At 40.8% G+C, this 22,268-nt stretch carries 21 protein-coding genes; 13 read left to right on the plus strand and 8 right to left on the minus strand.

Annotated features, from left to right (window positions below):
* Positions 1-43 precede the first annotated feature (43 nt).
* The gene (locus tag BUB05_RS10790; RefSeq protein ID WP_245819858.1) at positions 44-1,402 is read right to left on the minus strand and encodes a 4Fe-4S binding protein; all 1,359 of its coding nucleotides are present in this window, start codon (positions 1,400-1,402) and stop codon (positions 44-46) included.
* Between the two features lie 373 nt (positions 1,403-1,775).
* Here BUB05_RS10790 and BUB05_RS10795 point away from each other — a divergent pair, with 373 nt between their 5' ends.
* From BUB05_RS10795 to pnpS, 12 genes are all read left to right on the plus strand, one after another.
* Positions 1,776-2,249 carry a flavodoxin family protein gene (locus tag BUB05_RS10795; protein WP_073049624.1) on the plus strand — a complete coding sequence of 158 codons (474 nt, stop codon included), beginning with the start codon at positions 1,776-1,778 and terminating at the stop codon, positions 2,247-2,249.
* Positions 2,250-2,273: 24 nt separating this feature from the next.
* Positions 2,274-2,753, plus strand: a complete 480-nt coding sequence (gene ybaK / locus BUB05_RS10800; protein ID WP_073049625.1) for a Cys-tRNA(Pro) deacylase — start codon at positions 2,274-2,276, stop codon at positions 2,751-2,753.
* 51 nt (positions 2,754-2,804) lie between these two features.
* Entirely contained in the window at positions 2,805-3,851 is a 1,047-nt protein-coding gene (locus BUB05_RS10805; protein WP_073049626.1) for a threonine aldolase family protein, read from the plus strand.
* Positions 3,852-3,855: 4 nt separating this feature from the next.
* A complete protein-coding gene (locus BUB05_RS10810; RefSeq protein ID WP_073049627.1) occupies positions 3,856-4,401 on the plus strand; it encodes a flavodoxin domain-containing protein in 546 nt (181 codons plus the stop codon).
* A complete protein-coding gene (locus BUB05_RS10815; RefSeq protein WP_073049628.1) occupies positions 4,401-4,796 on the plus strand; it encodes an ACT domain-containing protein in 396 nt (131 codons plus the stop codon). Before BUB05_RS10810 ends, BUB05_RS10815 begins: the two co-directional genes overlap by 1 nt.
* Positions 4,797-5,421: 625 nt before the next feature.
* Positions 5,422-6,303, plus strand: coding sequence for a phosphate ABC transporter substrate-binding protein (locus BUB05_RS10820; protein WP_073049629.1), 882 nt, complete (start codon positions 5,422-5,424; stop codon positions 6,301-6,303).
* Between the two features lie 98 nt (positions 6,304-6,401).
* On the plus strand, positions 6,402-7,304 hold the full coding sequence (gene pstC, locus BUB05_RS10825) for a phosphate ABC transporter permease subunit PstC (RefSeq protein ID WP_073049654.1): 903 nt from the start codon (positions 6,402-6,404) through the stop codon (positions 7,302-7,304).
* Positions 7,305-7,720: 416 nt separating this feature from the next.
* Positions 7,721-8,425: a phosphate ABC transporter permease PstA gene (gene pstA, locus BUB05_RS18970; RefSeq protein WP_425430041.1), complete on the plus strand. Its 705-nt coding sequence runs from the start codon at positions 7,721-7,723 to the stop codon at positions 8,423-8,425.
* A gap of 40 nt (positions 8,426-8,465) precedes the next feature.
* Positions 8,466-9,224, plus strand: a complete 759-nt coding sequence (gene pstB / locus BUB05_RS10835; protein ID WP_073049631.1) for a phosphate ABC transporter ATP-binding protein PstB — start codon at positions 8,466-8,468, stop codon at positions 9,222-9,224.
* Positions 9,225-9,241: 17 nt separating this feature from the next.
* Positions 9,242-9,904 carry a phosphate signaling complex protein PhoU gene (phoU, locus tag BUB05_RS10840; protein WP_073049632.1) on the plus strand — a complete coding sequence of 221 codons (663 nt, stop codon included), beginning with the start codon at positions 9,242-9,244 and terminating at the stop codon, positions 9,902-9,904.
* Between the two features lie 26 nt (positions 9,905-9,930).
* Positions 9,931-10,638 (plus strand): response regulator transcription factor, encoded by a 708-nt coding sequence (locus BUB05_RS10845; protein WP_094762872.1) that lies wholly within the window; start codon positions 9,931-9,933, stop codon positions 10,636-10,638.
* Between the two features lie 308 nt (positions 10,639-10,946).
* On the plus strand, positions 10,947-12,407 hold the full coding sequence (gene pnpS / locus BUB05_RS10850; protein ID WP_425430042.1) for a two-component system histidine kinase PnpS: 1,461 nt from the start codon (positions 10,947-10,949) through the stop codon (positions 12,405-12,407).
* Positions 12,408-12,690: 283 nt separating this feature from the next.
* Here pnpS and BUB05_RS10855 read toward each other — a convergent pair whose 3' ends face one another.
* Positions 12,691-13,863: an NAD(P)-dependent malic enzyme gene (locus tag BUB05_RS10855; protein ID WP_073049635.1), complete on the minus strand. Its 1,173-nt coding sequence runs from the start codon at positions 13,861-13,863 to the stop codon at positions 12,691-12,693.
* A 162-nt stretch (positions 13,864-14,025) separates the two neighbouring features.
* Between BUB05_RS10855 and BUB05_RS10860 the strand changes: the two genes are divergently transcribed.
* On the plus strand, positions 14,026-14,886 hold the full coding sequence (locus BUB05_RS10860; protein WP_073049636.1) for a LysR family transcriptional regulator: 861 nt from the start codon (positions 14,026-14,028) through the stop codon (positions 14,884-14,886).
* Between the two features lie 68 nt (positions 14,887-14,954).
* Here BUB05_RS10860 and BUB05_RS10865 read toward each other — a convergent pair whose 3' ends face one another.
* The 6 genes from BUB05_RS10865 to BUB05_RS10890 all read right to left on the minus strand — a co-directional run bounded on the left by BUB05_RS10865 (position 14,955) and on the right by BUB05_RS10890 (position 21,819).
* Positions 14,955-15,290 carry a zinc ribbon domain-containing protein YjdM gene (locus BUB05_RS10865; RefSeq protein WP_073049637.1) on the minus strand — a complete coding sequence of 112 codons (336 nt, stop codon included), beginning with the start codon at positions 15,288-15,290 and terminating at the stop codon, positions 14,955-14,957.
* Between the two features lie 203 nt (positions 15,291-15,493).
* Complete coding sequence (locus tag BUB05_RS10870) at positions 15,494-16,927, minus strand: sodium-dependent transporter (RefSeq protein ID WP_073049638.1); 1,434 nt, start codon at positions 16,925-16,927, stop codon at positions 15,494-15,496.
* A gap of 523 nt (positions 16,928-17,450) precedes the next feature.
* Positions 17,451-18,860 carry a sodium-dependent transporter gene (locus BUB05_RS10875; protein WP_073049639.1) on the minus strand — a complete coding sequence of 470 codons (1,410 nt, stop codon included), beginning with the start codon at positions 18,858-18,860 and terminating at the stop codon, positions 17,451-17,453.
* Positions 18,861-19,116: 256 nt separating this feature from the next.
* Positions 19,117-20,331, minus strand: coding sequence for a copper amine oxidase N-terminal domain-containing protein (locus BUB05_RS10880; RefSeq protein WP_073049640.1), 1,215 nt, complete (start codon positions 20,329-20,331; stop codon positions 19,117-19,119).
* 108 nt (positions 20,332-20,439) lie between these two features.
* A complete protein-coding gene (locus BUB05_RS10885; RefSeq protein ID WP_073049641.1) occupies positions 20,440-21,285 on the minus strand; it encodes an alpha/beta fold hydrolase in 846 nt (281 codons plus the stop codon).
* A 105-nt stretch (positions 21,286-21,390) separates the two neighbouring features.
* Positions 21,391-21,819 (minus strand): helix-turn-helix domain-containing protein, encoded by a 429-nt coding sequence (locus BUB05_RS10890; protein ID WP_073049642.1) that lies wholly within the window; start codon positions 21,817-21,819, stop codon positions 21,391-21,393.
* Positions 21,820-22,268 lie beyond the last annotated feature (449 nt).

Genomic DNA, 22,268 nt, shown 5'->3' on the forward strand with positions numbered 1-22,268 from the left:
GATGCAGGAAATCTCCTGCATCTCTTGATCTATCTGAATTTTATTAAGCACTTTCGTATTGTATGTCAACTGATGGAATGTTCATGTCCATAAGAAGCTTTTCTGCAGCCTTGGTCATCGGTGGAGGTCCGCACATGTAAATCTTGTTGTCCACAAGGTCCATGTTTTTGAGGACGTCTGTTACAAATCCCTTGTGTCCCTTGTATTTCTCGTCGAATGCCACTACCTTGACATATTCAAACTTTTCGCTTTCCTCTGCAAATTTGTTGAATTCATCATCGAACATGAACTCATTTTCCTTGTTGGCACCGTATACAAGGGTGAACTTCTCTATGTCGGAGCCGTTCTCCACCAGATCTTTGACCATGGCCCTGAAAGGTGTGATTCCTATGCCGCCTGCAACAAACACCACTTCCTTGGCAGTTTTGTCTACGATAAGCTCGTGACCCATTGGCCCCTGAAGCTTCACTTCGTCCCCTTCCTTGAAGGAGTCAAATATGATTCCCGTACCGTATCCCTTGTCCATTTTCTTGATTCCTATGGTGACGGTCTTCTTGTCGGAATCAAATCCTGCTATGGAATAAGCCCTGTACATTTCAGGATTGTCCTGGATCTTCACCAGTATGAACTGACCCGGTTCGTAAACAATACCGTCATCCTCGAATTGGAAAACATATTCGTTGGTAAGGTCGTTGATCCTGTTTATTTCTTTGATTGTGGACATGAAAGGCTTTCTTGTATCGTAGCCTCTAAGGCTGGTGTTTTCCTTTATTTCCCTTGCTTCGTCCAGCTTGCTTAGTGTCAATATTCCTGCAGGGCAGTTTTCAACACATGTTGAACATCTTATGCAGTTTTCCGAATCGAACTGGTTTTCCTCAGAGAACTGGTCATATGGAGTGAGCTGCATGGGACATACCCTTGAGCATTTTCCACATGAGTGGCACATCTCCGTTCTTGAAGCCGTTATCTTTGCATCTGTATTCTTTGCCAGTCCCAGTGTTTTACCCAGCTTGTATGAAAACTTCTGAATCGTTCCCATTGGACAGAAGTTGCACCAGGTCCTGGAACTGAAGAGAAGGCTCACTACTCCACCTACTACGGTTACCATCAGATAGCTGGCTACGAATATGAATCCCAGCTTTTCCCAGAATACCATGGTACCCCATTTTGTGGAAACCATAATCAATTTTCCTATGAATCTGTAGAAAAAGAATATGAAGAATCCGATTCCAAGTATTTTCGACTTGAAGAATTTTGGAATCTTCCTGTTTGCAGTTATGGGATAAAGCAGCGAATCGAACATGCTGCCGTGGGGACAGATGTTTCCGCACCAGTATCTGCCTTTGAACAATGATACTGATGTAAGTCCAAGCATTACGGGGATAACCATTAAGCCTAGCATTGGATACCATAGTCCCCCGAAAGCTACGGTTAGCGTGAAAATCCAGGCGTATTTTCTCCAAGATGTAAAAATCCTATTAGTTTTGATGTAAAAATTCGACATATTGTGAATAACCTCCAGTTTTGTAATACCCCTAGGGGGTATAATGAGAATTATAGACTATCTTGATTTGGTTGTCAATGTTAAATAAAAATTTTATATATTTATTTTTAAATCCATGGATGTACACAAAAAAGTTGTGGCGCAATATATTGTTGTTGTGGAAAGTGAATATATGCAAGTATTGTTTGTTGGGAAAGGGCAAAAGTTGTATAATAAAGATAGGTTTTTTAGTGGGCTGAAATGATGAATGACATGGGTGATGGAGGTAATTATGAAAGGATTGATTGTCTACGATTCATATTTTGGCAATACTGAAAAGGTTGCCATACATATTCACGAAGCGTTGAAGGAAGACCATGAGGTGAAGCTTGTGAAGATCCACAATGTAGAAAAGCGTGATCTTGAAAATATGGAGTTCATTGTCATTGGGTCTCCTACAAGGGCATTCAAGGCTACAAAGGCTATAATGGACTTCATAAAAAGGATGCCAAAGGATGCACTGCTGGGTGTGAAGGCTGCAGCCTTTGACACCAGGATGAACACGAAGGATGTGAATTCGAAGATACTCAATGCTCTTGTCAATGTTTTCGGTTATGCCGCCGAACCGATGGGAAAGGCGCTTGCAGGAAAGGGTGCAACTCTGGTTATACCCCCGGAGGGTTTCTATGTATCCGACTCGGAAGGACCCTTGAAGGATGGAGAACTTGAGAGAGCAGAAGAATGGATAAGAAAAGGGATTAAATAAATTCAGCATAATACAGAGGTGGACATGAAAAAGTTAAGCAAGACCAACGCAGTAAGGATACTTGAAAAGGAAAAAATGAATTTTGAAGTTATGACATATGATTCGAAGGACGGCAAAATTGACGGCATTTCAGTAGCACAGAAGATAGGAAGAGATGAGAAGACTGTCTACAAGACACTGGTTACACAGGGCGCTTCAAGGGAGCACTATGTATTCATAATTCCCGTAGCAGAGGAACTTGACCTGAAGAAGGCTGCCAAAACTGTCGGAGAGAAGAAGGTGGAGATGATCCATGTTAAGGATATCCAGAAACTGACTGGATACATAAGAGGAGGATGTTCACCTGTCGGTATGAAGAAAAGATTCAAGACTTTCCTGGATATTTCGTCAAGCGAACTTGAAAAAATCATAGTCAGCGGAGGAAAGATAGGTATGCAGATAGAGATAGGAACTGGAGATCTGCTAAGGGCTGTTGACGGAGTCCAGGCTGACCTGAAAAAGTAGTAATGCAGCATATTTATCCAGGAAGAAATAATAAAAACAGGAAGGTATAAAATGACAATAAGACACAGTTTCAGAAACGACTATAGCGAGGGAGCGCATGAAAGGATACTTAAGACCCTTGCTGAGACAAACATGATGCAGCAGGACGGTTACGGTGAAGACGATTACTGCATGGAGGCATCAAGGCTTATAAAGGGAAAGCTTGGCAATGACGACGTGGACATTCATTATATTTCAGGTGGAACTCAGGCAAACCTGATAGTGATATCTTCCATACTGAGGCCTTATGAATCCGTAATCGCTGCAAATACGGGACATATTAACACACACGAGGCCGGTGCAATTGAGGCTACGGGACACAGAATAAATGCAGTGGATTCTGCAGATGGAAAGCTGACACCCGATATGGTGAAGTTGGTCCTTGACGAGCATACTGACGAGCATATGGTGAAACCGGGAATGGTATACATATCAAATTCCACCGAGGTGGGCACGGTATACAAAAAAGATGAGCTCGCAGCCCTCTATGAATATTGTCGTGAAAATGGACTTTACCTTTTCATGGATGGAGCACGTCTGGGCTCGGCTCTTGAATCCAGGGAATCCGACCTTGAGTTTTCAGATATGGAAAAATATACAGATGTCTTTTACATAGGAGGCACGAAGAATGGTGCTCTCCTGGGTGAGGCAATAGTGATTTCCAATGACGACTTGAAGAAATGTTTCAGATACAGTCTCAAGCAGAAGGGAGCCTTGCTTGCAAAGGGCAGGATAATTGGAGTTCAATTCCTTGAACTTTTCAGGGATGGACTCTTTGAAGAAAATGCATCCCATGCCAATGACATGGCTTTCAGGATAAGTGATGCAATTGCAGATCTTGGTTACGGGTTCATTGGAACTCCTTCGTCAAATCAGATATTCCCCATTCTTCCAAATGAGCTTATAGAGAAGCTGAGCGAGAAATATCTGTTTTATGTATGGAGCAAGGAAGGGGAAGATTCTTCATCAATAAGGATTGTAACCTCATGGGCAACACCTGTTGAAGCAGTCGAGGAATTCATAGAGGATATTGGGGAAATCAAAGAAATGTTGAGGTAGAGAAATGAAAACAGCTGTAATTTATTGGTCCAAATCAGGTTATGTCAAAAACTATGCATTCTGGCTGAGTGATTCATTGAAGGCGGACCTGTTCAATGGTACTGATATTGACTATGATGAACTGGAGCGCTACGATACCCTCATTTTCGGAGGAGGTCTGTATGCCGTCGGAATCAACGGAGTGAAATCAATGAAGGAGGCCATGAAGAGATTCAGGGACAAGGAAATCATAGTTTTCGCCTGCGGTGCATCTCCACCGCGGGAGGAAATAAAGAAGGAAGTCCTTGAAAAGAACTTCAGCGAGAAGGAAAGATACAGGATGAGGTTCTACTACTTCAGGGGAGGTTTCGATTTCGACAGGTTAACATTCGTTGACAGGATTCTCATGAAGCTCATGAAGTTCAACTTGAAGAGGAAGAAGGAGCTGACTCCCGATGAGAAGGGAATGCTTGCAGCATACGATCATCCTGTTGACTTTACAAAGAGGGAAAACCTGTCGGGAATTGTAGACTATGTTAAATCATGTCAGAATAATGCTGGAGGAATATAATGAATTTGAAAATTTCGCTTTTAAGGGATAAATATGCTGTTTGCAGGCTGAACAGGAATGAAAGGATTCCGGAGTGGGCCTATAGAGGTGATTTCTTTTCCATCACCAGAACCGACGATGAACTCTCCCTCGTTTGCCTTCAGGAAAATGTTGATCTTGAGGATTTCGGAGAGGATGCGGAATGTGAAAAGGAATGGAGAATATTCAAGGTTGAAGGCCCCCTTGACTTTTCCCTTGTGGGGATACTTGCAAACCTGAGCTGCATTATGAAGGAAGCCGGAGTGAGCATATTTGCAGTATCCACCTATGATACGGACTATATCATGGTCAAGGAAGAGAAGGTGAAAGAGGCGGTAAATGCCTTGAAGGAATATGGACATGAAGTAGTAGAATAATGGATGGTAGATTATTGCAGGATTACCAGGATTAAATTGAAGGAACAAGGAGCTGTGGATTTCGATATATATGATATCCACAGCTCTTTTTGTTGATGACTTTCAGTGTGATTTGAAGATTTTCATGTACTTTGAATGTTGATTGTACATGAGATGCCTTTATATATAAATATATGAAGCTTCTGGTTTAGCTTGGGAAAGTTAAAATGTGCATTATCCCTTGAAGCCTTGGTTTCATGCTTTCAAGGGGATTTTACATGGAATTTACATTGACTTGTAATTTGAAATTTTTAAAAAAAGATGTATGGAAATAAGTAAAAAAACCTTAAAAAGATAAAAATAAATGGAAATTATTTTTAATAAAACGTTGGAATTACAGAGCGTGCGCCGTATTAAAATTGCTATTTTACATAATCTTTACATTTGACATATATGTTCTTTACATAGGAATGTTAAATTATTCCAGTAAGCAAAACATATTCTAAAAACTAAGGAAGGAGGTTTTAATCAAAAGTTAGTTTCGTATTTATTTATTAAACAAACAACATCTCATTGATGCATTGCGATATATTTGTTTCATAAATAAACTCAGCTATTACTTTTGCTTAAAACTAGGAGGAAAAAGATGAAAAAGTTCAAGAAAATGCTAGTGCTTGTATTGGCACTTGTAATGGCGGTATCAATTGTAGGATGTACACAGAAAGCTGAAGAACCAGCAGAGGCACCAGCTGAAACAGAAGCGGCATCATCGGAACCGGATGCACCAGCAGAGTTGACAGGTACTGTAACAATCTCCGGATCAACTTCAGTTGAAAAAGTAGGAGTTGCACTTGCGGAAGAGTTCATGGCTCTTAACAGCGGAGTTGAAGTAACTTATCAGGGAATAGGATCTTCAGGTGGAGTGAAGAATGCTAAAGACGGTACAACTATTATTGGAACTGCATCAAGAAACCTTAAGACTGAAGAAAAGGAATGGGGTCTTACTGAGATCGAACTTGCATACGACGGAATTGCCGTAATAGCTCACCCTGACAATGGAGTTGAAGGACTTACAATGGACCAGGTGAAGGCGATCTACATAGGTGAAATTACAAACTGGAGCCAGGTTGGCGGAGCCGACGCTGAAATAGTAGTTGTATCTAGAGAAGACGGTTCAGGTACTAGAGGAGCTTTCGAAGAAATCGTGGATTTTGAAGACGCGCTTAAAGAAGGTGCTCTTATAGCTGAAGGAAACGGAAATGTACAGACTACAGTTGCAGGAAACCCTCTTGCCATAGGATATGTATCATTCACTTATATCAATGAAACCGTTAAGCCTCTACTGGTTGACGGAGTTGCTCCAACAGTTGAGAATGTAGTGTCTAAGGAATATGGAGTATCAAGACCTTTCATGATGGTGTGGATGGAAGAAAACATGACTGAAGCATCTCAGGCTTTTGTGGATTTTGCAATGAGTCCTGAAGGACAAGATATCGTAGAAGAAAAAGGGGCCATCAAGGCTAAGTAGTTAAGTAATTGATGAGGTGTGAAATGGAGATGACAAATATTAAATCTGGATTTAACAAGTGGCGCACCGATTCAACAGACAGACCAAAAGATCCAAAAATGAAAGCCAACAAGAAAAGGGATTTCATGGAATATATAATAGAAAAGATGTTTCTTTTAAATGCATGCGTGGCGGTTATTAGCGTAACCGCTATCGCATTATTTGTGTTTTATAAGGGTTTGCAGCCTTTCTTTGCGGCCAACCATGAAGGAACATATTCTTTGGTGGATTTTTTAACAGGTGTTGAATGGCGTCCAAATGATGATGTATCCAAGGCGATATACGGAATATTTTATATGATAATAGGGTCCTTGCTGGCCACGGGAGGAGCAATAATCATTGGACTGCCCATAGGTCTCTTGACTGCAGTTTTTATTTCTGAAATAGCGCCAAAGCCCCTTAAAATGGTTGTAAAGCCTGCAGTGGAGCTGCTGGCAGGAATACCGTCGGTGATTTATGGAGTGTTTGGTCTTGGAGTCATAGTGCCTAAGTTAATGGTCATATCTCCGCAGAACAAGGGGCAGTCACTCCTGGCTGTAATTATGGTTCTTGCAGTAATGATACTTCCTACTGTTATAACAATATCCGAAAGTGCCATAAACACAGTGCCGAAGTCTTACAAGGAAGGTTCACTGGGACTTGGAGCTTCAAAGATACAGACCATATTCGGGGTAGTGATACCTGCTGCAAAATCTGGAATAATGGCAGGAGTGGTGCTTGGCATAGGAAGAGCCATAGGTGAAACAATGGCTGTCATGCTGGTTGCAGGTAATCCCATAGCAGGAATACCTACAAGCATATGGGACCCCATAAGGCCGTTGACTACGAATATAGCGATGGAAATGGGATATGCATTCGGACTGCATCAGGAAATGCTGTTTTCAACAGGAGTGGTGTTGTTTGTGTTCATCATAATATTGAACCTCATAATGAACAGGATAACAACAAGAGAAGGTGAATAATCATGAGCAGAGCAATTAAGGATAAATTAATGTATGGAATAATAGGATTGTCTTCTGCAGTAACTGTAGGACTGTTGCTATGGATAATAGGTTTTGTCTTCCTTAACGGATTTAAATTGATAGATTTGGACTTTTTAACATCCGATTTTGATTCCAAAACGCAGTATGTCAGCGTAAAGACCATGGAGGATTATTCCACCGACGGCAATAAGCTTGGAATAAACCTTGAACTTGAGGAATACGAAGGAAATCAATACTATGTTGTCAAATCCATAGATGATGGTTCTCCGGCCCGTTTTGCCATTGTCAAGGGAGGGGAAAAGTATCCTGTCAAGGTAGGCGATTTTATAAAAAAGGTCGGGTCTGAAAATCTTGAGAATTATTCTCCTTCCGAAGTCAATTCAATCATAAACGGAATGGAAGAAGATATTATGACGGTTAAGGTTACCCGACCCGGCGAAGGTATATTACCCATGCTTGTAACCACTCTTGAGATAATTCTCATTTCTCTTCTTGTAGCCTGTCCAATAGGGATATTCGGTGCAATATACCTTACTGAATATGCAAAGCAGGGAAGGTTGGTGAAGATAATCAGATTTGCCACTGAAAGTCTTGCAGGGATACCGTCAATAATCTACGGTCTTTTTGGAATGATTTTCTTTGTAACACTTTTGAAATTTGATTATTCCATATTGTCGGGAGCGCTGACTTTGAGTATAATTCTTCTTCCTGTTATAATCAGACAGACTGAAGAATCCCTCAAGGCAGTGCCGGATTCATACAGGGAAGGTTCTCTGGGCCTTGGCGCCACAAAGCTTCAGACAATAAGAAAGGTTGTTCTCCCCAATGCAATAAGCGGAATAATCGTTGCTGTTATCTTGAGTATAGGAAGGATAGTGGGAGAATCGGCTGCACTTTTGCTGACTGCAGGAACTGTTGCCCATATTCCGAAGACGGTATTTAATTCGGGAGCAACATTGACGGTAAAGGCCTATACTGTTGCCAAGGAAGCAGGGGATATAGAAATGGCATGTGCAATAGGTACTGTTGTAATAATCATGATATTGATTTTGAATGCTTTGTCAAAGATGATAACACTTGTTTTCAATAAATCGGAATAAAAAATAAACCCTTTATTTAAAAAAATTTATGAGGTAAAATATGAATAAGAATACAAAATTTTCAGTTAAGGATCTGGACCTGTATTACGGGGATTTTCAGGCTCTTAAGAAAATAAATATAGAAATGGAAAAAAATGAGATTACTGCTCTCATAGGACCGTCGGGATGTGGAAAATCCACATTCATCAGAACCCTTAACAGAATGAATGATGAAATAGACGGTGTAAGAGTTGAAGGAAAGATAGAACTTGATGAACAGGATATTTATGGAGATATTGATATCATAAAGCTTAGGTCAAGGGTGGGAATGGTTTTCCAGAAGCCAAATCCCTTTCCCATGAGCATTTACGACAATGTAGCCTACGGACCTAGAGCCCATGGAATCAAGAAAAAATCCATTCTGGACGAGCTTGTTGAAAAGAGTTTGAAGAACGCAGCAATATGGGATGAAGTGAAGGACAGGTTGAACAAGAGTGCATTGAGCGTATCCGGTGGACAGCAGCAGAGAATCTGCATTGCAAGGGCATTGGCAGTTGAACCGGAAGTGCTGCTCATGGACGAGCCTACTTCCGCACTGGATCCCATTGCCACACTTAAGATTGAAGACCTGGCGGTTAAGCTTAAAGAGGATTACACAATAATCATGGTGACCCACAACATGCAGCAGGCCGCAAGAATATCTGACAAGACAGCCTTTTTCCTTATGGGAGAGTTGATTGAGTTTGACAATACAGAAAATATTTTCAGCAATCCAAAAAACCAGAAAACTGAAGATTACATAACTGGTCGATTTGGATAATCCAGGAGGAGAAGCATATGGCAAGACGAGTAGCATTTGAAGAAAAATTGAGAAGTCTGCATCAGGATCTTATAGAGATGCAGACATTGGTTGAAAAATCAATGGATGATACAATAAAGGCATTGAAGACACATGACGTAAAGATGGCCAATGCCGTTATTGAACGAGACGATGAAATTGATGAAATGGAGCTTAAGATAGAAAGAAAATGTCTGGCAATTATAGCCGGACAGCAGCCAATGGCTTCAGACTTGAGGGATATTGTAGGAGTCCTTAAGATAATAACGGATCTTGAAAGGATAGCGGACCATTGTTCTGACATATCCAAGTATACCATAAAATTGGCTGATGAAACTTATGTCAAGCCTCTCATAAGAATTCCCAAGATGGCGGAAGAAGTAAAGATAATGATAAACAATGTAATAGACTGCTGGATAGACAAGGACATCAGCAAGGCAAAGGAGGTCTTGAAGCACGATGACATTGTGGACAAGTATTTTGAAGATATAGTTGAAGAGCTCATCGGGATAATGGAAAGTACCCCTGAAACAACCAGGCAGTGCACTTACTTCATATTCATAGCAAAATATCTTGAAAGAATGGGAGACCATGCAACAAATATTGCCGAGTGGATCGGTTTTACCGTAACAGGAGATCATACGCAGGTTCATGATGGTTGATGACTGCAGCTAAGGAAGGATTTATATTGAATAAGAAAAGAATATTAATAGTAGATGATGAAGAAAACATACTGGAGCTTCTAAAATATAATCTGGAAAAAAACGGCTTTGAAGTTGTACCTGAGGACAACGGAGAAGATGCCCTTGAGGAAATGGAAAGGGAGGACTTTGACCTTGTTATCCTTGACCTTATGCTTCCTGGAATAGACGGACTGGAGGTACTCAAGACAATAAGGGGGCACCAAAGGATAAAAAATATTCCCGTGATTATGCTCACTGCAAAGAATGAGGAAATCGACACCGTCCTTGGGCTTGAAATGGGTGCCGACGATTATATAGGAAAGCCTTTTGGAGTACATGAGCTACTTGCAAGGGTCAAGGCTCTTCTTAGAAGGAATGACAGAACCAAAATAGAGAAGGATGTTTCACAGGAGTTCGACATTATAGACATAGACAATATCAAGATCAACAAATCCACCCAGGAAGTTACAATAAACGGTGAGAATGTGGAACTCACACTTAAGGAGTTTGAAGTGCTCTATCTCCTGGCGAAGAACAAGGGACGTGTCTTCGGCAGGGACTATCTGCTGGAAAAAATCTGGGGATACGACTATCTTGGTGAAACAAGGACTGTCGACGTACATATAAGAAACTTGAGAAAGAAAATTGAAGAAGATGATAAAAATCCTAAACATATAAAGACAGTCAGAGGAATAGGCTACAAATATGTTTAGATACACAAGGTTGTGATATTATGCAGAAAAAACTGATGAGCTCCTACATTTTTGTTATTCTACTTACAATTGGCGTAGTGGCTCTATTTTCATGGAGCAGGGGAAACAAGTATTTTGAGAATAATATAAAGAAAAGTTCTGTCATTCAGGCGGACCTGATCAAAGAGATACTTGTACTTGAAGACGGCAAGGGTGATATAGACTTCGAAGAATTTGCAGCCAAGTATTCGGAACTGTCAAATTACAGGATTACAGTCATAGATACCGATGGAGTGGTAGTCGGTGATTCGGACGAAGATTTCAGAATTATGGAAAACCATGCACACAGGGAAGAAATAGCAAAGGCTCTAAAGGGAGAAACGGCAAGTTCCGTAAGGTTCAGCAGAACCCTTGGGGCATACTATCTATATACTGCAACACCTCTTGATCTTGATTCCTTTGACGGGGTACTGAGGATATCGGTGCCTTTGATTGAAGTAAAACAGGTTGCTGTAGAAGTCATTAAATACATTCTCTTCAGTATTGTACTGGGTGCCCTGGCAGCACTGATATTGGCATACTTCATTACAAGGAAGCTGATGAAGCCAATAGACGAACTGACAAACGGAGCCATAGAGATATCCAATGGGAATTTTGACAGAAGGATATTCATAAGGTCCAAGGATCAGATTGGCAAGCTTGCAGACTCATTCAATGAAATGACCATGAAGCTGAATGAAAATATGAGTAATCTGGAAGACAGGAAATCAGAACTTGAATCCGTTCTTAGCAGCATGAAAAACGGAATAATAGCCGTAGACAACAATTACAATGTATTCCTCTACAACGAAGCCTTCAGGGAAATCCTTGAAATTGAGGAGAGGAATTTTGAAGGAAGAGAAGTCCATGAAATTGTAAGGAATACGGCCATATTCAAGCTACTTGAAAATTCCATAAAGAACAATCAATATGAAGTTGATGAAATAAACACATACGGAAAGAAAGACAGAATAATAAAGATTTATGCAAGCCCTATACTTTCCAACAGCAATAAGAACAAAAAGCTTGGTACCCTTCTTATTATTCAGGACGTTACAAGGGTGAGGAAGCTTCAAAATATAAGAAGCGAATTCGTTTCAAATGTGACCCATGAACTGAGGACGCCTTTGACTTCCATAAGAGGCTTTGTGGATACTCTTAAGGATGGAGCCATAAAAGACGAGGAAGCATCTGAAAGATTCTTGAGCATCATAGATATTGAAGCGGAAAGACTTTCGCAGCTCATAAACGATATTTTATCCCTGTCGGAAATTGAAAGCATGAACAATGAAAAAAGCCTGAAGGACTGTAATATGAAGGATATTGTTGGCAAGGTTTTCGATATTTTCGAACAGAGAATTGAAGAAAAGGATCTTGAGCTGATTTCAGAAATACCCGACTCCCTTTCGACATTCAGATGCAACAGCAACAGGATCAAGCAGCTTCTGATCAACCTTATAGACAATGCCATCAACTATACAGAAGAAGGCTACATTAAGGTGAGCTGTAGCGAAGATGATGATTACATGATTATGGAAGTTGAGGACACTGGAGCAGGAATAGAAGAGGAGAACCTGCCAAGACTCTTTGAAAGATTCTACAGGATTGACAAGGGTCGTGCCAGGAAAAACGGCGGCACGGGACTCGGCCTTTCAATAGTGAAGCATATTGCCGAACTTTACAACGGATCTGTCAGTGTTGAAAGTGAAGTGGGAGAAGGGACAAAGTTCACTGTTAAGCTTGCAAAGTGAGGAAAATACAGCTTTTAGTTCCCTGTTCCAGCTCGAAAGTAACAATATTAAAATTACTTGAATCGTTGTAATTTTATTTCAATGATAACTTTCTTCGCATAGCAATATCTGCCTACGCAGATAACTCAACAAAGTTGCTTTGCTTACCCGGTACAACAATTTGTAATTAATGATGTAACCGATAATTTTCAAGTTTATAGATAAGAAAGAGACGCATCAAAATAGGAAGCGTCTCTTTTTATGATTGTTTTGCCGTGCATTAATACTGTCAGTAATTTGAATACTAGATTCTAGCTGCTCCGCTCTCGATTGCAGCCTTTCTCACTGCTTCGGCAACGTTGGTGCCTACTGCTTTGTTGAAGGCTTCAGGCAGTATGAAGTCTTGTGAAAGTTCTTCATCTTTCACTGTTGCCGCTATGGCATATGCAGCTGCAATCTTCATTTCTTCATTGATTTCCTTTGCCCTGACATCAAGGGCTCCTCTGAATATTCCCGGGAAGGCAAGTACGTTGTTTACCTGGTTGGGAAAATCGGACCTGCCTGTGCCAACGATATATGCTCCTGCTTCCAGTGCAAGATCGGGCATGATCTCAGGAGTAGGATTTGCCATGGGCAGCACTATGGATTTTTCATTCATTGATGATACCATATCCTTTGTCACCACTCCGGGAGCTGAAACACCTATGAAAACATCCTTGTCCTTCATTGCATCGGCAAGGGTACCAACTGTATCGCTTTTATTTGTAATTGACAGTATTTCTTTCTTTGAATCATTCAGGTCTGTTCTCTCTGATGATATTATACCCCTGCTGTCACACATGATTATGTCTTTTATTCCCATTTTCAAGAGTAGCTTGGCAATGGCTATTCCTGCCGCTCCCGAACCGTTTATTACAGCCTCTATGTCTTCGATTTTCTTATCAGTTATTTTAAGGGAGTTGATTATAGCCGCTGCAGTTACAATTGCAGTACCGTGCTGGTCGTCGTGGAAAATAGGGATGTCAAGCTCTTCCTTCAGTCTCTTTTCTATTTCAAAGCATCTTGGTGCTCCGATGTCTTCAAGGTTGATACCTCCAAATACAGGCTCAAGAAGTTTTACTGTCCTTATGATTTCTTCCGTATCCTTAGTATTCAGACAGATTGGGAATGCATCAACATTTGCAAAGGCTTTGAAAAGGACAGCCTTTCCTTCCATAACCGGTATTGAAGCATGTGCTCCTATGTCGCCCAGGCCCAGGACTGCAGTTCCGTCGCTTACCACGGCAACCAGATTTGACTTTGCCGTATAGTCGTATACTGAGTCTATGTTTCTGAATATTTCCATGCATGGTTCTGCAACTCCAGGTGTATATGCAGTTGAAAGGTCGGTCTTGTTTTCCACCTTCACCTTGCTAGTCACTTCGATTTTACCAACATTGTCCTTGTGCAGCTTTAAAGCCATTTCATTGTAATTCATTTTGAACACCTCGATCAATATTTAATATTTATTCCGTCAATTCAATTGTTGTTCCATATATTGATTCTACAACAAATAATCATAAATTGAAAATATTGATTATTTATGTTATCATAAAGAAAAACTATTTTGATTGAACTGACAGTAAAAGGAGGCGGTCAAATGACTCTTAAGCAACTGGAATATTTCCTGGCTGTATGCAAATATGAAAATATAACCAAGGCGGCTGAAAAGCTACATGTTTCACAACCTTCCATTACAACTTCGATAAAGAATCTGGAGGATTTTCTTGGAGTATCACTCATAGACAGGAGCAGCAAGAAGATAACCATAACTGAAGAGGGAAAGCTTCTTAAAGGAAGAGCGAAGGAGATACTGAAGCTTGTTGATGATGCGGTTGAAGAAGTAAGGGATTTTGGAGACAGGAAAAAGAGTATCATAAGGATAGGGGTTCCACCAATGATAGGATCCTTCCTCTTTCCCGGGATATTTATTGAATTCAGCAGGAAGTACCCTGAAATAGAGCTGAAGGCAGTGGAGAACGGATCCCTTGAAACAAAAAGGCTTCTTGAAGAAGGTGAAATCGATGCAGCCTTTATAATTCTGGAGTCCTATGAAGAGACTGAAGTTAAGCCCATAGTTCAGACACAGGTCCAGTTTTGTGTCAACATTGAAAATAAACTTGCCTGCAATGATGTCATATCCATGGATGAAATTGGAAGGGAGCCTGTGATAATGCTGAAGGAAGGATTTTATCACAACAAGGTGGTAAGGGAAAGATACAGCCAAAGCAAGATCGAACCCAATATTATATATTATTCCAACCAGCTTGATACCATAAAAAGCTTCGTGAAAAGAAATATAGGTTCAGCTTTTCTCATAAGGGAAATTGTTGAACAGGAAGATGACATCAAGGCCATACCTCTCAAGAATCCCATAGAAATAAACATAGGACTGGTGTGGAAGAGAGACAGGTATGTTTCGGCTGCTGCGAGAAAATTCATAGAGTTTTTGGGAGAGTAGTTCTTTGCTGAAAGGAAAACAAAAAACGACTCCATATCCCATCTGAGGGAAGGAGTCGTTTTAATGAGTTATATCTTTTTAACGAATTCCGACTTGAGGCTCATTGCTCCGAAGCCGTCAATCTTGCAGTCTATGTTGTGGTCTCCCTCAACAAGCTTTATGTTCTTCACTTTTGTACCCTGCTTGATTGGAGAAGATGCTCCCTTGACCTTCAGGTCCTTGATTATAGTTACGGAATCTCCGTCCTTCAATATGTTTCCATTGGCATCCTTCACGACAAGACCTTCTGCTGCTTCCTCCATATTTGGATTCCATTCGTATCCGCATTCGGGACACACAAGCATTACTCCATCTTCGTATGTGTATTCTGAATTGCACTTGGGGCAATTAGGCAAATTTTCCATTTATTTTCCTCCGTATCATATGATTAATAAATATTTCATTTCTCGGTTATATATGATATCACAGGAGGGTAATATTTACAATTGAATTTATGGGTCATAATTCGATTGTTGGCTTAAATAAAAGCGTGGAAAAGGAGCAGCCAATCTGGAATTACCAGAGACTGCTCCTTGGTTTATTATTGTGAATTTCCTATATGCTCATATTAGAGCTTCTTCGACACTGATGCGAGGAAAGCCATGAGGCCTATTCCTATAAGCATTACAGGACCTGCTCCTGTCTGGAAGCCTTCCAGTATTCCGTTTACTGCAACAACCAGGATTGTTACAGGTATAACGTATTTGACCAAGAGATACCAGAAGTTGAGGAAACCGTATTTCAATGTTCCGCCGTTTGTAATCTCGTTGAAGAGATCTTCCTTCTTGATTCTCCATCCTGCAAAGATACATATAAGCATTCCGCCAAGGGCAAGGAATATCTTGTCTGTCAGAAGGTCGAATACATCGAAGGCACCCTTTCCAAACAACTGTGGTCCCAATCCTCCAAGTGACAGTGAAGAAAGTATACACAGTACAACCATTACCGAGGATGCGGAAACAACGGCTCTCATTCTCGTGAATTTCTTCTCGTCTATGAGATAAGAAGTAACAACCTCGAGAAGAGATACTGAAGAAGTAAGGGCTGCAACAGTTAGAGCTACGAAGAACAAAGTAGCGAATATGGTTCCAAGTCCTCCCATTTCGGCGAAAAGGGCAGGAACTACAACGAATACCAGTCCGGGACCTTCAGTAGGTGCAATACCGAATGCAAACATTGCAGGGAACATTGCAAGACCTGCAAGAAGTGCAACGCCTGTGTCCATTGCTGTGATAACACCGGTAGTGCTTACAAGGTTTTCCTTCTTTTCCAGATAGGATCCGTAGGTGATCATGCATCCCATACCAAGCGAAAGGGAGAAGAACGCCTGGCCAAGAGCCGCCAGTACAACCTTGCCTGTCATCTTGGAAAAATCAGGCTTGAAAAGGAACTTTACTCCTTCGAATGAATTCGGAAGAGTCAATCCCTTAAGTGCGATTATTATAAGTATCACAAACAACAGCGGCATGAGTACCTTTCCGGCCTTTTCTATACCTGAAGATATACCCTTTGATACTATTGCTATGTTCATTACAAGATATGCAACCATCCATACAAGAGGAATAACAGGGTTTGTTATGAATCCCTCAAAAGTGCTGCCTATGAGTTCTGGAGTATTTAGAAGTCCTCCAGTCACCTTGAATATGTATGCAAGTGCCCAGCCACCGACTACAGGATAGAATCCCATGATTAAAAATCCGCTTAATACACCAATAATTCCTACAAATGTCCATCTTCTGTCTTCAGACTTGAATGCTCCTACAGCAGCAAGCTGTCTTCTTCTGCCAAGTGCGAATTCCGTCAGCATAACACTGAAACCTATTAATACGATAAAAATCAAATAAATAAATACGAATGCTCCACCACCGTTTTCACCGGCAGTATAGGGGAATTTCCAGATGTTTCCGAGTCCTACGGCAGATCCGGCTGCCGCCATGATAAATCCGATTTTCGATCCCCAATGATCCCTCTTCTGCGGTTCCTGAATTTTTACAGTGTTCATAAAACAACTCCTTTTTGTTTGCCTCTCAGGCACAATGTTCCGAAATTGTAATTCATTAGTTGAAAAAAGCGCACAAAAAAATCTACTGCATTTTATGTGGTGGTAATTGAAATGTCAAGTTTTACGTGGTGTTGATTAAAATGAATATATGTAATTAGTGGATTATTTTATTTGCGTACAATCTCGGTCGGTAAACGTTCTCCTAATTCTAGCATGAACTTGTGTACCTTGCAATACCTTTTGTTGTATAAAATTTGTATTTTGGATGCAAAGAACAAGGCCTTATTAAGACGAAAAAAAAGAAAAGAAACATTCTGTTTATATTTGTTGAAGTGAGTAAAATACAACTGTCTTGACAGTGTTAAAATAATCACAAATTTGAATGTCGAAACTCCGTTACTGAAATTGTTTTTTGTATACATTGTTGTGTTGACATATCAACTTCTGCTTTTGAGCAGGAAAGCCGTGAAAAAGCGCCATTAGACAAGTGTGTAACGGCGCCTGGATCATACAATTATGAAGTTTAAAGTTTTTTTGATATTGCAGAGAATACAGCAATTATGGCAATTCCTATGAGCATAATGGGGCCGGCTCCGGTGTGGAAGCCGTCAAGGATTCCATTGACAGCCACTATGGCAACTGTAACAGGAACTATATACTTGATGAGGAAGAACCATATGTTTAGGAAAGAATAGCTTAAAGTTCCTTCGTTTGTAATCTCTTTAAGGAGTTCTTCTTTTCCTATCTTCCATCCTGCGAACAGACAAATCATCATTCCGCCTATAGCCAGGAATATCTTGTCGGTAAGAAGGTCGAATATGTCGAATGCTCCTTTACCGAACAGCTTGGGACCGATACCACCGAATGACAGGGAGGAGAAGATACACAGTATTGCCATGATTGTAGATGCAGTGACTGTTGCCTTTTTTCTGGAGAATTCCCTTTCGTCGATGAAATATGCAACAACCACTTCAAGAAGGGATACGGATGATGTAAGGGCGGCAACTGTAAGGGCTATGAAAAACAGCGTTGCCAGGGTGTTTCCTGCTCCGCCCATTTCTGCGAAGAGTATGGGAACAACTACGAATACGAGACCAGGTCCTGCAGTAGGTTCTATTCCGAAAGAAAACATTGCCGGGAACATTGCAAGTCCGGCCAGCAGAGCCACAACTGTATCCATTGCAGTAATGAATCCCGTGTTGCCCACAAGGTTCTCTTCCTTGCTGAGATATGAACCGTAGGTGATCATGCAGCCCATACCAAGGGACAGTGAGAAAAACGCCTGTCCGAGAGCGGCCAGTACCACCTTGCCGTCAACAGCACTGAAATCAGGTTTGAAAAGGAATTTGACTCCTTCGAAAGAATTTGGAAGGGTAAGTCCTTTAACGGCAATTCCGATGAGTATTATTAAAAGCAGTGGCATCAGAATCTTTCCAGCCCGTTCTATACCCGAGGAAATTCCTCTTGAAACAATGGCTATGTTGATTACTAGATAAATAATCATCCATATGATGGGAATTCCAGGATTTGTGATGAATGCATCGAATGAGCTTCCTATGGTTTCAGGATTGTTGAGGAGTCCTGCGACAACCTTGAAGATATAAGCTAGAGCCCAGCCGCCCACTACAGGGTAGAATCCCATGATGAGGAATCCGCAAAGGACACCGACAATTCCCACGAAGGTCCATCGCCTGTCTTCCGACTTGAAGGCACCCACTGCAGCAAGTTGTCTCCTTCTTCCCAGGGCGAATTCAGTTAGCATAACACTGAATCCAACTAAAACAATAAAAATAAGATAAATGAATACGAATGCTCCTCCACCGTTTTGACCTGCCGTGAAAGGAAATTTCCAGATGTTTCCCAGTCCCACAGCGGACCCGGCAGCTGCCATAATGAATCCGATCTTGGATCCCCATTGTTCTCTCTTTTGCATGATCAAAAACTCCTTGTACAAAATTTCTCCCTTGGAGATAGTATGCATGTACGATTAGAGTAAATAAATTAATGCAACTTATACTATTATTATATCATAAGGGCGGATTCTAATTTTAAACTCTTACAAGAATACTGTATACATATATTGATAAATCACAAGAAATAAAAAAACCCTGAATCTCACAACAATGCATTATGATTGCTGGAAGCTAGGGTTCTTGGACTTGGTTCTTTTGTGTTATATCAATGCTGATTTATTGAGGCTGTTCCGCTTCTGCAGCCGCTTCCGCCTCATCTATCACTTCCTGCGGAATCACAATCTCGAAATCGCCGTTCAAATCGCTTAATGTCATGCTTTCGCTCATTTCCATGGTTAGTGTAGTCCCGTCTGTGTCTGTAAGTGCAGCGGTCATGTCAAAATTAAAATACTTGACTTCATAGGTGGTTTTGTCAATCCCCATTTCCAGGAGGAAGTCGTCAACGGCCATGGTTGCACCTTCTTCCGTTTCCGTCATGGAACTGATTATTGACTGGTTTATAAGAGCCTGCATTATTGCGCTTCCTTGAAGTACTATGGTGCCTTCATCATCGCTCTCTGCTACCACCAGCCCGCTTGCCATTACCTCGTTGGCACCGAATGAACCGAACATGTCGGCTTCCACATAAACCGTTTCATCTTCAACATCCGACTTGGTCCATCCAGTGTCCATTCCGAACATATTGACGTTGGCATATGCAATGTCGTTCTCTTCGTAGTATTCCATTGCCATGGATATAGGGAATGACATTTCTGTTCCCGTTGTTGTCATATCCATTGTCATGTTCAAATGGGACTTGTCATTTGGAAGATCCATTTCACCGTCAAAGTCCATTGTGACTGCAGCGTTTTCAGTTGAGCTGCTCATATCCATATCAAGGTCCATTATGAATTTCATCTTTTTGATATCCGCCATAGCTTCTCCTGATTTCAGGAGTATGTCATAGACTTCGTTGAAGCTCTCGTTGCTTGATATAAGGACTGTCCTATATATGCCATCCCACGCTACCTTCTTGCCCAGTGCTTCAGATACGAATCTTGCAGGTATATATGACCTCCAGTTCTTTTCGTAAAGAATCGGAGCTACATCGAGAACGACCTCTTCTTCGTTCACGTAGGCGGTGGTGCTTCCTATAAAGAGTACGACAGTAGTGTCTTCAGCCACTATGGTTACGCTCTGGTCTTCTCCGTTCCATATGATGTGTTCATCATCGTTTTGAACTCCCAGGTTTACCAGCACTTCTCTAAGTGGAAGCATTGTTCTGTTGTTTACCAGCAAAGGTGTATCCGTGTAGTCGCTTTTTTCGCCGTTGATGACAATCTTAAGATCGGAACTTTCCACTATTATCAGTCCGTCATCTGCAAATGAAGTTATATTCAGGCATCCAAGGGCTAAAAGCAGGGTAGCCACAAAAATAAAAAGTTTTCTCATATGATTAATCCTCCCAATATTTATAATAGAACACATATGTACATATACCACTTAAAGGCAATAATATTCATGCCGGGTAAATGTTTTGGGAGTGAAAATGCATTTTGGTCACTTGTCCATTCTCAGAAAATCGATGATTTTTTCGACAATGTTGTAAACTACGTGGCTGTTGTTTTTGATTATCATGATGTTGGGATTCAATAAATGGTTTTCAAGTCTTTCGGCTGCTTTTCTTACATCTGCTGTCACATCATTTTCACCATATATCAACATGACGGGCATGATCAGTTTTGAAAGATCCTCGTCACTAAACACGGGAAGTCCTCCAACCACCGGCTTGAAGTGATTGGCTATGAGCATATTGAATTTAAGCACCTCTTCCGGCAGCTCGTCCATTCCAGTAATCAATTCGCCAAGTTTTCTGAATCCCCGTTCTCCCTGCATTGCATAGAAGATGGATTTCAGAACGAAGGAAAGTCTTGCGGGGACAAGGCCTGATGGAGCGATGAGGACAATTTTATCAACCTTGGATGGAAATGATGTGGCATATTTAAGGGCCATCCAGCCTCCTAGAGAGTTGCCGGCGAGTATGACTTTGTCAACACCCAGGCTTTCTACAATTTCATCTATCCATAGGGCATGGTTGTCGGATTTTATGTCAAGCCTGTTTTCGTCGCTGTTGCCAGGCTCGCCAAGGATATCTATGCTTACAACATGGAAATTCTCTGAAAGGGGACCCATATCTCCATACCACATTGCACTGTTGCTGCATGAACCGTGGAAGAGCAGTATGGTTGGTTTCTTTTCATCACCCGCTTCAAGAAGATATGTTTTTCCGAAAGATGTATCCACGAATTTTTCACTATAGTCGAAGTTGATGTTTTCTTGTATGTTCCTGTAGTATTCAAGGATTGCCATTTTTCCTTCATTGCTCTTATAGACTGAATTTTTCATCTAATTCACTTCCTTTATTCCCAATAAGCACTTTGGTAAAATTTACTTTGTGTCTGTCTTGAAAATGTTTCTTTGACTTGGTCGATGCAGTGACCACCTTCTATGCTAGCTGTAATGTGAAAGAAAAGACATTAAGGCTTCCATGAATGCTGCATTTCCCCAGACCATTATTCTGAGTTTGTTTTCGGTATCAAGGAACTGGACGCTGAGGGATGTTTTTCCATATTCTTCGGATTTTGAATTCATTGCCGCAGTCAAGGTGGATGATATTTTCATGGCTTCCTCCATGTTCGATACATCTATGTCTATTACAGATGAAATGCTGATTCTGTCTGCAAGTGACTTCCTTTCTGTTGCTTCTACCTGAATATTAGAATCGTTCATGAAAACTGACAGGTCGTGTCCCGATACTCTCCATGCCTTTCCCACCTTTGTTGCCTTCAGCTTTCCTTCCCTTATGTAGCGCTGGATTGTCTTTGGATGCATTTCAAGCATCTTTGATATTGCTTCCACTGTGTAATATGTTTCTTTCATGATTTCTCCTTTTGTTCCATATGATTACTTTTGGATTTGATTCATGAGGCTTTTTACGTAGCGCGATTCCGTAAAATCCTCTATATAAGTAATTATAAGGAACAATAAGTAACTTGTCAAGACTTAAGCCTCGAAAGTGTATTCCCGAGGTTTTTTTGATGATTAGTGCCTGCACACTCGTTGCTTCAGCTGTGAGTTAGGGCATTTTCTTTTAGATCAAAGTTAATCCTGTTTATTATTAAAATCATTGAAAACAATATAGTGTAATAATTTCAACATATACATAAAAAGGTGTCCTTCATCCCTTGGATGAAGCAAAACATAATCAAATAAAAGGAAAGAATCATAAAATATTACTCAAATATCTCCTTGAAAATCCTCTTGAAGACTGCTTAAAGTCTTGTAATAACCAAGGAAAAGTGGTAAAATCACCATAGAACAAACGTTCT

The organism is Dethiosulfatibacter aminovorans DSM 17477, from assembly GCF_900142005.1.
Lineage (GTDB): Bacteria > Bacillota > Clostridia > Tissierellales > Dethiosulfatibacteraceae > Dethiosulfatibacter > Dethiosulfatibacter aminovorans.

What these genes read in the sequence shown, in the direction of transcription:
- BUB05_RS10790 (WP_245819858.1), bottom strand. Translation starts at nt 1,402, where the DNA reads ATGCTAGGCTTAATGGTTATCCCCGTAATGCTTGGACTTACATCAGTA.
- BUB05_RS10795 (WP_073049624.1), top strand. Translation starts at nt 1,776, where the DNA reads ATGAAAGGATTGATTGTCTACGATTCATATTTTGGCAATACTGAAAAG.
- ybaK (WP_073049625.1), top strand. Translation starts at nt 2,274, where the DNA reads ATGAAAAAGTTAAGCAAGACCAACGCAGTAAGGATACTTGAAAAGGAA.
- BUB05_RS10805 (WP_073049626.1), top strand. Translation starts at nt 2,805, where the DNA reads ATGACAATAAGACACAGTTTCAGAAACGACTATAGCGAGGGAGCGCAT.
- BUB05_RS10810 (WP_073049627.1), top strand. Translation starts at nt 3,856, where the DNA reads ATGAAAACAGCTGTAATTTATTGGTCCAAATCAGGTTATGTCAAAAAC.
- BUB05_RS10815 (WP_073049628.1), top strand. Translation starts at nt 4,401, where the DNA reads ATGAATTTGAAAATTTCGCTTTTAAGGGATAAATATGCTGTTTGCAGG.
- BUB05_RS10820 (WP_073049629.1), top strand. Translation starts at nt 5,422, where the DNA reads ATGAAAAAGTTCAAGAAAATGCTAGTGCTTGTATTGGCACTTGTAATG.
- pstC (WP_073049654.1), top strand. Translation starts at nt 6,402, where the DNA reads ATGAAAGCCAACAAGAAAAGGGATTTCATGGAATATATAATAGAAAAG.
- pstA (WP_425430041.1), top strand. Translation starts at nt 7,721, where the DNA reads ATGGAAGAAGATATTATGACGGTTAAGGTTACCCGACCCGGCGAAGGT.
- pstB (WP_073049631.1), top strand. Translation starts at nt 8,466, where the DNA reads ATGAATAAGAATACAAAATTTTCAGTTAAGGATCTGGACCTGTATTAC.
- phoU (WP_073049632.1), top strand. Translation starts at nt 9,242, where the DNA reads ATGGCAAGACGAGTAGCATTTGAAGAAAAATTGAGAAGTCTGCATCAG.
- pnpS (WP_425430042.1), top strand. Translation starts at nt 10,947, where the DNA reads ATGGAAAACCATGCACACAGGGAAGAAATAGCAAAGGCTCTAAAGGGA.
- BUB05_RS10855 (WP_073049635.1), bottom strand. Translation starts at nt 13,863, where the DNA reads ATGAATTACAATGAAATGGCTTTAAAGCTGCACAAGGACAATGTTGGT.
- BUB05_RS10860 (WP_073049636.1), top strand. Translation starts at nt 14,026, where the DNA reads ATGACTCTTAAGCAACTGGAATATTTCCTGGCTGTATGCAAATATGAA.
- BUB05_RS10865 (WP_073049637.1), bottom strand. Translation starts at nt 15,290, where the DNA reads ATGGAAAATTTGCCTAATTGCCCCAAGTGCAATTCAGAATACACATAC.
- BUB05_RS10870 (WP_073049638.1), bottom strand. Translation starts at nt 16,927, where the DNA reads ATGAACACTGTAAAAATTCAGGAACCGCAGAAGAGGGATCATTGGGGA.
- BUB05_RS10875 (WP_073049639.1), bottom strand. Translation starts at nt 18,860, where the DNA reads ATGCAAAAGAGAGAACAATGGGGATCCAAGATCGGATTCATTATGGCA.
- BUB05_RS10880 (WP_073049640.1), bottom strand. Translation starts at nt 20,331, where the DNA reads ATGAGAAAACTTTTTATTTTTGTGGCTACCCTGCTTTTAGCCCTTGGA.
- BUB05_RS10885 (WP_073049641.1), bottom strand. Translation starts at nt 21,285, where the DNA reads ATGAAAAATTCAGTCTATAAGAGCAATGAAGGAAAAATGGCAATCCTT.
- BUB05_RS10890 (WP_073049642.1), bottom strand. Translation starts at nt 21,819, where the DNA reads ATGAAAGAAACATATTACACAGTGGAAGCAATATCAAAGATGCTTGAA.